The sequence below is a fragment of the Arthrobacter cavernae genome, assembly GCF_017368795.1.
GTDB lineage: Bacteria > Actinomycetota > Actinomycetes > Actinomycetales > Micrococcaceae > Arthrobacter > Arthrobacter cavernae.
Genome location: NZ_JAFNLL010000004.1, coordinates 22,213 through 33,963, shown reverse-complemented (window position 1 = coordinate 33,963; position 11,751 = coordinate 22,213). Strand labels below are relative to the sequence as shown.

General features: G+C 67.3%; 13 protein-coding genes and 1 riboswitch. Of the genes, 7 read left to right on the top strand and 6 right to left on the bottom strand.

The window, feature by feature from the left end; translation table 11 throughout:
- Positions 1 to 9 precede the first annotated feature (9 nt).
- Entirely contained in the window at positions 10 to 1,209 is a 1,200-nt protein-coding gene (moeB, locus tag J1902_RS02030) for a molybdopterin-synthase adenylyltransferase MoeB (RefSeq protein WP_207614599.1), read from the bottom strand.
- Positions 1,210 to 1,295: 86 nt separating this feature from the next.
- On the opposite strand from moeB, the gene J1902_RS02025 reads away from it, so the two are divergent.
- From J1902_RS02025 to J1902_RS02015, 3 genes are read left to right on the top strand one after another with little or no spacing between them, the layout of a single operon-like run.
- Complete coding sequence (locus J1902_RS02025; RefSeq protein ID WP_372434319.1) at positions 1,296 to 1,952, top strand: TetR/AcrR family transcriptional regulator; 657 nt, start codon at positions 1,296 to 1,298, stop codon at positions 1,950 to 1,952.
- A 51-nt stretch (positions 1,953 to 2,003) separates the two neighbouring features.
- Positions 2,004 to 2,228: a DUF3107 domain-containing protein gene (locus J1902_RS02020; RefSeq protein ID WP_207614598.1), complete on the top strand. Its 225-nt coding sequence runs from the start codon at positions 2,004 to 2,006 to the stop codon at positions 2,226 to 2,228.
- A 25-nt stretch (positions 2,229 to 2,253) separates the two neighbouring features.
- Entirely contained in the window at positions 2,254 to 2,556 is a 303-nt protein-coding gene (locus J1902_RS02015) for a hypothetical protein (RefSeq protein WP_207614597.1), read from the top strand.
- A gap of 17 nt (positions 2,557 to 2,573) precedes the next feature.
- On the opposite strand, the gene J1902_RS02010 is transcribed toward J1902_RS02015, so the two are convergent.
- The 4 genes from J1902_RS02010 to thiO all read right to left on the bottom strand — a co-directional run bounded on the left by J1902_RS02010 (position 2,574) and on the right by thiO (position 5,605).
- Positions 2,574 to 3,245 carry a 4a-hydroxytetrahydrobiopterin dehydratase gene (locus J1902_RS02010; RefSeq protein WP_207614596.1) on the bottom strand — a complete coding sequence of 224 codons (672 nt, stop codon included), beginning with the start codon at positions 3,243 to 3,245 and terminating at the stop codon, positions 2,574 to 2,576.
- A 42-nt stretch (positions 3,246 to 3,287) separates the two neighbouring features.
- On the bottom strand, positions 3,288 to 4,085 hold the full coding sequence (locus J1902_RS02005; protein ID WP_207614595.1) for a thiazole synthase: 798 nt from the start codon (positions 4,083 to 4,085) through the stop codon (positions 3,288 to 3,290).
- A gap of 3 nt (positions 4,086 to 4,088) precedes the next feature.
- Positions 4,089 to 4,325: a sulfur carrier protein ThiS gene (gene thiS / locus J1902_RS02000; protein ID WP_207614594.1), complete on the bottom strand. Its 237-nt coding sequence runs from the start codon at positions 4,323 to 4,325 to the stop codon at positions 4,089 to 4,091.
- Positions 4,322 to 5,605, bottom strand: a complete 1,284-nt coding sequence (thiO, locus tag J1902_RS01995; protein WP_207614593.1) for a glycine oxidase ThiO — start codon at positions 5,603 to 5,605, stop codon at positions 4,322 to 4,324. The genes thiS and thiO overlap by 4 nt, the downstream gene beginning before the upstream one ends.
- Positions 5,598 to 5,717: riboswitch (TPP riboswitch) on the bottom strand. It overlaps the preceding gene by 8 nt.
- 26 nt (positions 5,718 to 5,743) lie before the next feature.
- On the opposite strand from thiO, the gene thiE reads away from it, so the two are divergent.
- Entirely contained in the window at positions 5,744 to 6,427 is a 684-nt protein-coding gene (thiE, locus tag J1902_RS01990) for a thiamine phosphate synthase (RefSeq protein WP_207614592.1), read from the top strand.
- Positions 6,428 to 6,459: 32 nt separating this feature from the next.
- Here thiE and J1902_RS01985 read toward each other — a convergent pair whose 3' ends face one another.
- A complete protein-coding gene (locus tag J1902_RS01985; RefSeq protein WP_207614591.1) occupies positions 6,460 to 7,128 on the bottom strand; it encodes a ferritin-like fold-containing protein in 669 nt (222 codons plus the stop codon).
- Between the two features lie 41 nt (positions 7,129 to 7,169).
- On the opposite strand from J1902_RS01985, the gene J1902_RS01980 reads away from it, so the two are divergent.
- From J1902_RS01980 to J1902_RS01970, 3 genes are all read left to right on the top strand, one after another.
- Positions 7,170 to 8,633, top strand: coding sequence for an RNB domain-containing ribonuclease (locus J1902_RS01980; RefSeq protein ID WP_207614590.1), 1,464 nt, complete (start codon positions 7,170 to 7,172; stop codon positions 8,631 to 8,633).
- 281 nt (positions 8,634 to 8,914) lie between these two features.
- Positions 8,915 to 10,627, top strand: coding sequence for a DEAD/DEAH box helicase (locus J1902_RS01975; protein WP_207614589.1), 1,713 nt, complete (start codon positions 8,915 to 8,917; stop codon positions 10,625 to 10,627).
- An 8-nt stretch (positions 10,628 to 10,635) separates the two neighbouring features.
- Positions 10,636 to 11,520, top strand: coding sequence for a DNA-methyltransferase (locus J1902_RS01970; RefSeq protein WP_207614588.1), 885 nt, complete (start codon positions 10,636 to 10,638; stop codon positions 11,518 to 11,520).
- The last annotated feature ends 231 nt before the right edge of the window (positions 11,521 to 11,751 follow it).

Genomic DNA, 11,751 nt, shown 5'->3' with positions numbered 1-11,751 from the left:
CTGCCGGCGTCAGTAGACCGGTTTCCCCGGTTCGACGTCGCGCACCCAGGCCAGGATCCCACCGTCGAGGTGGCTGACCCGGGTGTACCCGGCCCGTTGCGCCGCCGCCAGGACCGCGGCTGAGCGCCCGCCGACCTTGCAGTGGAAGACGATGTCCTTGTCCTGCGGCAGCTCAACCCAGGCCTCGCCGGCCAAGATGCGGCCCTGCGGGATGAGCACCGAGCCGTCGATGCTCACAATGCTGTGCTCACCGCTTTCGCGGACGTCCACCAGCTCAAAGTCGCGCGCCCCCGCTGCCCGCTCGGCCAGCATTTCGGCCAACTGCTTGGCTGTGACAGTGTGCCCGGCGTCCGTGGCCGGCGGCGGCGTGACGCCGCAGAAGGCCTCGTAGTCGGTGAGTTCGGTGATGGGTTCCGCTGCAGGGTCCTTGGAGACCTTGATCTCGCGCCAACTGCCGCCCAAGGCGTCGAACAGTGCCACGCGCCCCAGCAGTGAACGCCCGACGCCGGTGATGAGCTTGACGGCCTCCGTCACCATGAGGGAGCCGACGGCGGCGCACAGCATGCCGAACACTCCGCCTTCCCCGCAGGAGGGCACGGACCCGGCGGGAGGGGCTTCGGGGTAGAGGTCGCGGTAGCTGGGGCCGTGCTTTTCCCAAAAGACGCTGACCTGGCCGTCGAAGCGGAAGATCGATCCCCACACATAGGGCTTGCCGAGGATCGCGGCGGCGTCGTTGACGAGGTAGCGGGTGGCGAAGTTGTCCGCACCGTCCAGGATGAGGTCGTAGCCGGCGAAGATGTCCAGGGCGTTGGAGGAATCCAGCCGGACGTTGTGCAGATTGACCGTGACAAGCGGGTTCAGCTCCGCGATGGCATCCCGTGCGGACTCGATCTTGGGCCGGCCGACGTCCTTGACCCCGTGGATGACCTGGCGCTGGAGATTGCTGAGGTCGACGTCGTCGTCGTCTACTATGCCCAGCGTGCCCACGCCTGCGGCGGCCAGGTAGAGCAGCGCCGGCGAGCCGAGACCGCCGGCCCCGATCACCAGGACCCTGGCGTTCTTGAGCCGGCGTTGCCCGGCCGCGCCGATCTCGGGGATGATCAAGTGGCGGGAGTACCGTTCAACCTCCGCAGGGCTCAGTTCCGCGGCTGGTTCTACCAACGGCGGCAGCGAAACGGGCGTGGTTTGGGCAGCAAAAGTGGTGGCCATACTTCAATGTATGCCTGCCGATGCCGCCGGGTCATATTACTGGGACGTACAGTGGTCATAACTGCAAATGAAAGGCGGGCAGAACTGTGGCTGAGGGCGCACGGGCAAAACAGGAGACACCGGAGAGGCAGGACCGGACCGGGTCGCCACGCTCAGCGAGGTTGCCGCGGGATGAACGCCGCGCCCAGCTGCTCAATGCCGCTTTGGAAGTGTTTGTGGCCAACGGCTTCCACGGCGCCGCGATGGACGAAATCGCCGAGACAGCGCATGTGAGCAAGCCGGTCCTGTACCAGCACTTCCCGTCCAAGCGTGAGCTCTACATGGCGCTGCTGGACAGCCATCTGGCCAAGCTGACCGAGCAGATGCTCTCGGCGCTGAACTCCACCTCGGACAATAAGGAACGCGTCCAGGCCGTCATGCGGGCGTACTACCGCTTCATCGCGGGCGATGACCAGGCCCACCGCCTGGTCTTCGAATCGGACCTCATCAACGATCCCGATGTCAGCTCGCGGCTGGAAACGTTCAACAAGACCTTCGCCGACGCCGTCGCGCATGTCATCGCGGAGGACACCAAGCTGCCCCCGCTCGAGGCACAGCTCCTGGGGCGCGGATTGGCCGGAATGGCACAGGTCAGTGCCCGCTACTGGCTGGAAACGGACGGAAACCTGGACCTCGATGTGGCCAGCGATCTCATCTATCGTTTAGCTTGGCGCGGAATCAGTCGATTCCCCAAAGAGTCCTAGGCTACAAATAGAGGACTGACTTAAATTCTTGATTGGCTTGGAGGCCTTGCTGTGGAAGTAAAGATCGGCATTCAGAACGTGGGCCGCGAAATTGTGCTGGAATCGGCATTGGATGCGGAAGCCGTCGCCAAGATCGTCGCCGAGGCCGTGTCCAAGGGCACGGAGTTGCGTCTGAGCGACGAAAAGGGCCGCCAGATCATCGTCCCGGGCAACGTCCTTGGCTACGTGGAGATCGGCGCCGAGGAATCCCGCCGCGTCGGTTTCGGCGTTCTCTGACACTCCCCGGAAACCAGGAGCCCCCATGCTTTCACTCGTCATCGTGGTCCTTGCCACCGTCGCCGCGGGCTTCATTGTCTGGGCAAATGACAGGCACCACGCAGCGTACGGCATCGCCGTGCCCGCCGGGGTGGCTGTGGCTGTGGGCATGCTGAGCTGGATCGTCTGCCTCCAGATCGGCCTGGGCTACCGGCAGGGGCTGACCTGGATCCCGTGGGTCCTGCCGATCGTCCTGGGTTCGGCGGCGTCCGTCGCCGCAGCGCTGTTCCTTGGCCGGGCGCGCGCCAAGCACGACATCCAGGCGCTGACAGCCGCGCTCAAGCTGTAGCTCCGCGGACCGGCGCTTCAGTCCCCGAGATCCGGCTCGTGCCCCGCTTCGGTGCACAGGCAGAGCCGGTTGCCTTGTGAATCCGTGACCACCACCCAGTTGGGTGCGTGGTCATGGTTCATTAAGGCTCCGGTGGCCGCCGTCTTGCCGATGGCCGGGCCCGATTCGGCCAGGCTCCGGTGCACGTCGACGTGGATGCGGTTTGCATTGGGCGACGGCGTTTCCTGGAACCACAGCGCCGGTCCCCTGCCATAAGGGTCCACGAGGTCCCCATGCCGTCCCTTGCGGTATCCCAGGGCCACCCGCCAGACCTCGGAGATCGCTTCCGGGGCGTCGGTATCGATCGCCAGTTCCATGGTCCTGTATAGCCCCGGCTCGGCCACAGCCGCGGCGTCCGCGGCAGCAGTGCTGGCCGCGGTGGCCGCGGCGACGTCGCGGCTGCTCACCTCCGAGCCGGCATCATGCGAGGTGTACCGGATGAAGACCCGGTTGTAGCGCCAGTCCAGGTCCGGGTGGTGGTTCTGTTCTTCCGCGATCTGCCCGACGGCGGCAATCAGCGCAAGCGCGCCGGCCGCCGTCGGCGCCTTATAGACGGTGACGAGCCCTCCTAGCCGGTACCGCCAGTCCGGCAGTTCCGCCAGGGCGGCATCGATCGCCGGCCTGGTGAGGACATCTTCCTTGCCTGCCATGCCTGCTCCTCGGCTCGGGACTCCCCGCCTGCGGGGACTCGCTTACAGGAACTCGGCCCGGCCTTCCATGGCCGAGGACGCCAATGCGTGCTCCCGGCGCGGAATCCGGCCCGCCTGCTTCGCCAGCCTACCGGCGATGACGGCGTGTTTGAAGGCCTCGCCCATCTGGACGGGGTTCTGTGCCCGCGTCACGGCGGTGGCCAGCAGGACGGCGTCGCAGCCCAGTTCCATGGCCAGCGCAGCGTCGGAGGCAGTTCCGATTCCGGCGTCGAGCACCACCGGAACCGAAGCCCGGGACACGATCAGTTCGATGTTGTGCGGGTTCAGGATGCCCAGGCCGGTGCCGATGGGCGCGCCCAGGGGCATGACGGCGGTGGCGCCGAGGTTTTCCAGGCGCAGGGCCAGCACGGGATCATCATTCGTGTAGGCGAACACCTTGAAACCGCGGTTCACCAGCTGTTCCGTGGCGTCCACCAGTTCCACGGCGTCCGGAAGCAGCGTGTGCTCGTCGGCAATGACTTCGAGCTTGACCCAGTCGGTTTCCAAGGCTTCGCGTGCCAGTTCGGCCGTCATCACGGCGTCTTTGGCCGTGAAACATCCCGCGGTGTTGGGCAGGACGCGGATGTTGTGGTCCATCAGGAGCTGGAACAGGGAACCTGTTTCGGCCGGTGAGTAGCGGCGCATGGCCACGGTGGTCAGCTCCGTGCCGGAGGCCAGCAGTGCGGCGCCCAGCCCGTCCAGGCTCGGCGCCCCACCGGTGCCCATGATGAGGCGGGAGCCGAACTCCACGCCGTCGATCACCAGTGAGTCAGTGCGCACCTCGGTGCTTGCTGCGGTCATGGTTCAGCCTCCCTGTACTGCGGTTACGAGTTCGAGTTCGTCGCCCTCTGCGAGCGTCGTGGCAGCCCACTGGCTGCGTGGCACCACTTCGGAATTGCGTGCGACGGCGACGCCCAGCTTGCCGCCGTCGGACGCCTGGCCGCTGTGGTCCAGCACGCGGCCGGTGACCTGGCTGACGAGGGTGGTGACGGAGGCGCCGTCGGAAAGCGCGTGGGCTGTGCCGTTGAGGGTGATGTTCATGCCGGATCCTTGATTGCTACAGAGGTGATTGCGTGTGCGGGTGTTGGAACGGAGAAGCGGTCGGGGCGGAACCTGGACCAGCGCGGGTCCTCCACCCCGGAGAGGAGCTGGCCGACGATCCGTGCGGCCACAGGAGTGAGCAAGACGCCGTGGCGGAAGAAGCCGGTGGCTACCACCAGGCCGTCAGTATCGCCGCGGCTGCCCTGGACGCGCCCGAGCAGGGGTGCATTGTCCGGTGTACCGGGCCGTGCCCGTGCGGTTGCCTCGAGCAGTTCCAATTCGGCTACAGCAGGAACCATGACCTGGGCGTCGCGGAGCAGCTGGTAGACGCCGCCGGCGGAGACCGCGTTGGAGGAAGCGGAGAGCCCGTCTTCACGCTGCGTCGCCCCGATCACCACTGTGCCGTCGTCCCGGGGAACGATGTAGACGGGCACGCCGCGCACTATGCCACGGACGGTGGATGTCAGCAGCGGCCGGAGATGTTCCGGAACGCGGAGGCGCAGGATGTCCCCGTAGACGGGGCGCAAGGGAAGCGCGAGGCCCTCCGGCAGTCCGGCCAGGGCTGCGGCGCCGAGGCCGTTGGCCACCACGGTCTCCGCAGCATGCACCACTGTCCCGTCTTCCAGCACCGTCCCGGCCACGCGGCCGTCCTCCCACATGAGCGACGCGGCCTGGGCGCAGAGGGCGAAGCCGTTCTCAGCCCTGGCCACCCACGTGGCCTCTTCGGGACTGTGGCTGGCGAGGGCGGCCAGGATCCGGCGGGCGAGCTTGCGGGGGTCCACCTGGTGGTCGGCGGGGATGTCGAAAGCGCAGGAGATCTGCGGGCTCAGCAGGGGTTCGCGGCTCCGTGCCTCACGGAGTGCCAGGGGTTCCACCGCCAGTCCGTGTGCCAGCTGGACGGACCGGAGGTCGGCGAGCGCCCTCCGGTCCGCGGCGTCGGCACCCACGGCGAGGGTCGCCGTCGTGCGGTATCCGGTCCCAGGGGCCGCGTCCCCGGATCCCGACGCCGCGGGCAGCGTCCGTTCGAATTCCGGCCAGAGCACTGAGGACTCCAGCATCAGTTCCAGGAGGTCTTCCTCCTGGTAGTGCAGTTCGCTGACGGGGGCGAGCATGCCGGCCGCGGCGAAGGTGGCGCCCGTGGCCGGTGCGGGGTCGATGAGGACTACTGAGCGCCCTGCCTTGCGGGCTTCGAGGGCGATGCCGAGGCCGATGATGCCTCCGCCGATCACTGCAACGTCTGCCTGCAGCGTGCCGGGGCAGCTGTTGTTGGTATCCGCCATGCGGCTCCTTCCCTACGCCGGTACTAGCCGGATCAGGTCAAGCGGTCGGCGCTGAAGCCCTCTCAGCCGCGTGGCGTTTGTGACCGCCACTACGGCTCCCGCAGTACCAGCCCAGTGTAAAGGAACTACGCTAGCTCCATGACCCAGCACGACGTCCACACCACTGCCCGCCTCTATCTCTGCACCGATGCCCGCAAGACACAGGGCGATTTCGAAGACTTCGTCGATGCCGCTTTCGAAGGCGGCGTGGACATCATCCAGCTGCGCGACAAGTCCCTGGAAGCCGCCGAGGAACTTGAGCTCCTCGAGGCCCTGCACAAGGTGGCGCACCATCACGGCCGGTTGTGGGCTGTCAACGACCGCGCCGATATTGCCCTGCTTTCCGGGGCTCCGGTGTTCCATATCGGGCAGAAGGACCTGCCGTTGCGCTCAGCCCGGAAGCTGCTCCACGACCCCACGGTGATCGGCCTGTCCACGCACACCACGGAGCAGATCGATGCCGCGATCGCCGCTGCCCACGGCCGCAGCGGACTGGACTATTTCTGTGTTGGCCCGCTCTGGGCAACCCCCACCAAGCCAGGGCGCGACGCCGTCGGCCTGGAGCTGGTCACATATGCAAAAGAAGCCGTCCGCAAGGCCGATGAGGAAACCGTGGGCGGCGTGCTGCTCCCCTGGTTCGCCATCGGCGGCATCGACCTCACCAACGTTGAGCAGGTGGTTGCAGCGGGTGCCGAGCGGATCGTGGTGGTGCGTGCCATCACCGAAGCGCCGGACCCGACGGCGGCCGCCCGGGAGCTGCTCGCCGCGCTGGACGCCGCGTAGCCACAGGCCGTTGCCGATCTGGCAGTAGCCGCTCAGGCCGTCAGGCCGAGCCCTGTCATCCGGCGGGAGTGCCGCTCGGCAAGGTCCGCCGTCAGCTTCCCAACGGTTTCCCGGGCGTCGCCGGTGCTGCTGAGCAGCGGCCCCAGCAGGGCGTGCTCCATGCTGACGCGCTGGGCCTGGGTGAGGGCCTCGCCCACCAGTCGGCGGCCCCACAGGGCCAGCCGGGACGCAAGGCGCGGGTCCTCCGCCAGGGCGTGCTGGAGCAGTTCGCGCAGCACGGCGGTGGACTCCTCCGAGACCAGGATCCGTTCAACCAGTTCCCGGGTGTCCGCGTCAAGGAACTCGGACACGGACCTGTAGAAGTCCGAGGACACGGTGTCGATGACGTAGGCCTTCATCAGGGACTCGTACCAGTCGCCCGGTTTGGTGCGCTCGTGGAAGTGGTCCACGGAACGCTGGAACGGCAGCATGGTCTCCTCGGCGTCCACGCCCAGTTCCTCGAGCCGGGCGCTGGCCAGTTCGAAATGCTGGAACTCGATCACGGCGATCCGGCCCAGCAGGGCACGGTCGTGGAGGGTAGGTGCGTAGCGCGCGTCGGAGGAGAGGCGCCCGAAGGCTGACAGCTCGCCATAGGCCATAACGCCCAGGAGGTCCGTCACGAGGCGCTGGTACTGAGCGTTGCCGGCCGAGGATGTGCCCATGCTCCAAGACTAACCGCCGATTTCGGGCTAACCTGATTTTCGTGCCACATCATGGGATAGCGCCGAACGTCAGTGAAGAGTCGTACCAGCTCGCAGAGGCATTTGCGGCCCTGCGGACCGAGCTGGAGCTGCCCGGCGCCTACCCGTCGGAAGCCCTGCAGGAGGCCGAGGCCGCGGTGTCCGCCCACGCCCTTCCCGACCGTGATCTCCGGGAGGTCCCCTTCATCACCATCGACCCGGCCTCCTCCACGGACCTTGACCAGGCGCTGTTCATCGAGCGCGCCGGCGAGGGCTACAAGGTGCTCTACGCCATCTCCGATGTCCCCTCCTTCGTGGCTCCGGGTGGGGCCCTCGACGCCGAGACCCGCCAGCGCGGGCAGACGTTCTACGCCCCGGACGGCCGGATCCCGCTCCACCCCGAGGTCATAAGCGAGAACGCCGGAAGCCTGCTGGCCGAGCAGGACTGCGCGGCCTTCGTGTGGGACTTCGACCTTGATGCTGCCGCGGAGGTCTCGGCCGCGTCCGTCCGCCGGGCCACGGTCCGCAGCCGCGCCAAGCTGAGCTACAAGGGCGCGCAGGCCGAGATCGACGCCGGCACGGCCTCGCCCGTGCTGCAGCTACTCAAGGAAGTGGGGCTCAAGCGCGTCGAGTTGGAGCGCCGCCGCGGCGGTGCCAGCCTGAACATGCCGGAGCAGGAGATCGTGCCCCTGCCCGACGGCGGCGGGTTCCGGATTGTGGCAGCGCCCAGCCTGCCTGTGGAGGACTGGAACGCGCAGATTTCCCTTATGACCGGGATGGCAGCCGCGCAGCTGATGCTGGACGGCAAGGTGGGGATCCTGCGCACCATGCCGGAACCGGACGACCGTTCCCTGCTGCACTTCAAACGCCAGACGGCGGCCCTCGGCAAGCCCTGGGACGGCCGGATCAGCTACGGCGAATACCTGCGCACCCTGGACGCCACCGATCCCAAGCAATTGGCCATCCTGCACGCCGCCGGGATGCTGTTCCGCGGCGCGGGCTACACGCCGTTCGACGGGACGGTGCCCGAGAATGTGGTGCAGTCGGCCATCGGCGCCCCGTACGCCCACACCACGGCTCCCCTGCGCCGGCTGATCGACCGCTTCGTCCTGGTGATCTGCGAGGCCCTGAGCACCGGCGGCTCCATCCCCTCGTGGGTCCGCGACGCCCTGCCGTCCCTGCCCGCGATCATGGCAGCCTCGGACCAGCTCGCAGGAAAGATGGAGCGCATGGCCCTGGACACGGTGGAGGCGGCCCTGGTGGTCAACCACATCGGCGAGGAGTTCGACGCAATCGTGATCTCCGGTTCCAAGCCGCCCAACGGAAACGGGAACGGCAACGGCAACGGTCCGTTCGGCGTCGTCCAGATCACCGAGCCTGCCGTCACGGCCCGCTGCGACGGCGAAATGGAGTCCGGCACCAAGGTCCGGGTGAAGCTGGTGAAGGCGGACATCGCCGCACGGGAGATCCGCTTCGCGCTCCTATGACAGGCACGGCGAGGGCACCGATCCCAGCTTTGGGCCGCCCAGAGGCTAGACTGGCTGTGTAGTAATGGATGCCCGGTCGTTGATTCAGTTAATTTTTGAAGTCAACAAGCCCGCCCCTACGCGATCTTGAGATTTGCCCGCTGGTCACCAGTGCCAGTACTTAGATAGCCCGCGATCGGCTTCCACTGGAAATGCTTGCGCGCCCGTTCGTGCTCCGGATCGGCTCAGCCGCCGCCGTTGAGCACGCAGCGCCAATGCCCAAATGAATAAGGAAACTCCCTGTGAGTGAATTGCACACCCATGAAGTCCTGACTGACCCCAGCGGAACGGAATCGATCGAGCCCGAGGAGACCATCACCTCGGACGAGACGCCCCACGAGATCGAGGAAAAGTCCTTCGCTGATTTCAACGTCCGCGCAGACATCGTTGAATCCCTGGCCGACGCCGGCATCACGCACCCCTTCCCGATCCAGGCGATGACCCTGCCGGTTGCCCTCAGCGGCCACGACATCATCGGCCAGGCGAAGACCGGTACCGGCAAGACCCTCGGCTTCGGCATCCCTGCCCTGCAGCGCGTGGTCGGACAGGACGACGCCGGCTACGACAAACTGGCCGTCCCGGGCGCCCCGCAGGCCCTGGTCATCGTGCCCACCCGCGAACTCGCCGTCCAGGTCGCCAACGACCTGCAGACCGCGTCCCGCAAGCGCAACGCCCGCATCGCCACGATCTATGGCGGCCGGGCCTACGAACCCCAGATCGAGGCCCTGCAGAAGGGCGTCGAGGTGGTTGTCGGCACGCCCGGCCGCCTGATCGACCTCTACAAGCAGAAGCACCTGAGCCTCAAGAACGTCAAGATGGTCATCCTTGACGAGGCCGACGAAATGCTGGACCTCGGCTTCCTGCCGGACGTGGAGACCCTCATCGCGGGCACCCCGGCGGTCCGCCAGACCCTGCTGTTCTCGGCCACCATGCCCGGCCCGGTCATCGCCATGGCCCGCCGCTACATGACCCAGCCCACGCACATCCGTGCCGCGGACCCCCATGACGAGGGCCTCACCAAGCGCGACATCCGCCAGCTCATCTACCGTGCCCACAGCATGGACAAGATCGAGGTCGTGGCCCGCATCCTGCAGGCCCGCGGCCGTGGCCGCACCATCATCTTCACCAAGACCAAGCGCACCGCCGCCAAGGTCTCCGAGGAACTCGTGGACCGCGGCTTCGCTGCCGCAGCCATCCACGGCGACCTCGGCCAGGGCGCCCGCGAGCAGGCACTGCGTGCCTTCCGCAACAACAAGGTCGACGTCCTGGTCGCCACCGACGTTGCCGCCCGAGGCATCGACGTCGACGACGTCACCCACGTCATCAACTACCAGTGCGTGGAAGACGAGAAGATCTACCTGCACCGCGTGGGCCGCACCGGTCGCGCCGGCAACAAGGGCACCGCCGTCACGTTCGTCGACTGGGACGACATGCCGCGCTGGGGCCTGGTCAACAAGGCCCTCGGCCTGAGCGTGCCCGAGCCCGTGGAGACCTACTCCTCCTCGCCGCACCTCTACGAAGAGCTGGACATTCCGGAAGGCACCAAGGGCCGGCTGCCCCGCAACAAGCGCACGCTCGCCGGCGTCGACGCCGAGGTCCTGGAGGACCTGGGCGAGACCGGCAAGAAGAACTCCCGTTCCGGCCGCGACGGCGGATCCGGACGCGGCGGCGGCCGTGGCCGCTCCGGCCGCGACGCTAGGTCCGGCGACGCGAAGGCAAGCGAAGGCAGGGGCGACGGCGGACGCGAGCGCACGCGCCGCCGTCGTACCTCCGAAGGCGAAGCAGCTCCGGCGGAAGGCGCCGCCACGAACGGCGCGGAAGCGAACGGCTCCCGTGCGAACGGTGAAGCCGGCGACAAGCCTGCCCGCACCCGGCGCACCCGCACGCGCCGCCGCAACGGCGAGGTTGTTTCCGCCGGCGACGCCGCCGCATCTTCCGGCAGCGCCGAGGCCTAAAACCCTCAATGAGTGAAACTGTTTGGGCGCCGGACGGCAGCAACCTGGTGGTGCACGCGGACAATGCGGACTTCCTCCCCACGCTGCCGGACGGCGCCTTCACACTCATCTACGTGGACCCGCCGTTCAACACCGGCCGGGTCCAGAGCCGCCAGGAAACACGCATGGTCCGCAACGCCGACGGCGACGGCGACCGCGTGGGCTTCAAGGGCCGCTCCTATGACACCATCAAGGGCGCCCTGCACAGCTACGACGACGCCTTCAGCGACTACTGGTCGTTCCTGGAACCCAGGCTCGTGGAGGCGTGGCGGCTGCTGGCCGATGACGGCACGCTGTACCTGCATCTGGACTACCGCGAGGTGCACTACGCCAAGGTCATGCTCGATGCCATCTTCGGCCGGGAGTCCTTCCTGAACGAGATCATCTGGGCCTATGACTACGGCGCACGCGCCAAAAGCCGCTGGCCCACCAAGCACGACAACATCCTCGTGTACGTGAAAAACCCGGCCAAGTACCATTTCGACAATGCCGAGGTGGACCGCGAGCCGTACATGGCCCCGGGCCTGGTCACCCCCGCCAAACGCGAAAAGGGCAAGCTGCCCACGGACGTGTGGTGGCACACCATCGTCTCGCCCACCGGACGCGAAAAGACCGGCTACCCCACCCAGAAACCCGAAGGACTGGTCCGCCGGATCGTGTCGGCGTCGAGCCGCAAGGACGACTGGTGCCTGGACTTCTTTGCCGGTTCCGGCACGCTCGGCTCGGTGGCGGCCAAGCTGGGCCGCAGGTTCGTGTGCGTGGACCAGAACGCCCCGGCCATCGAGGTCATGCGCAAGCGGCTGGACGGCAAGGCCGAGTTCATCGCCGGGCCTCCGCCGCTTTCACCCAACTAAGCAGCCCTGCCTAAGTATCCACGGGCCTATGCCATGGCCGTTGACAGGCCCCATGGCGTGCCACAGAATAACCGGAACCGGCCCTTCCCGGGCCGGCTCGCCTGGGGGAACATGCCGCGGCGTCTGGCTCGACGAACAGGGGTCCACCATGGCCGGTGTGTGCACTTCGCGGAGGACCCGCCACTCCCGGCTCATCCCCTCAGGGATGGCCGCGGTGCTGTTGTTAACCGG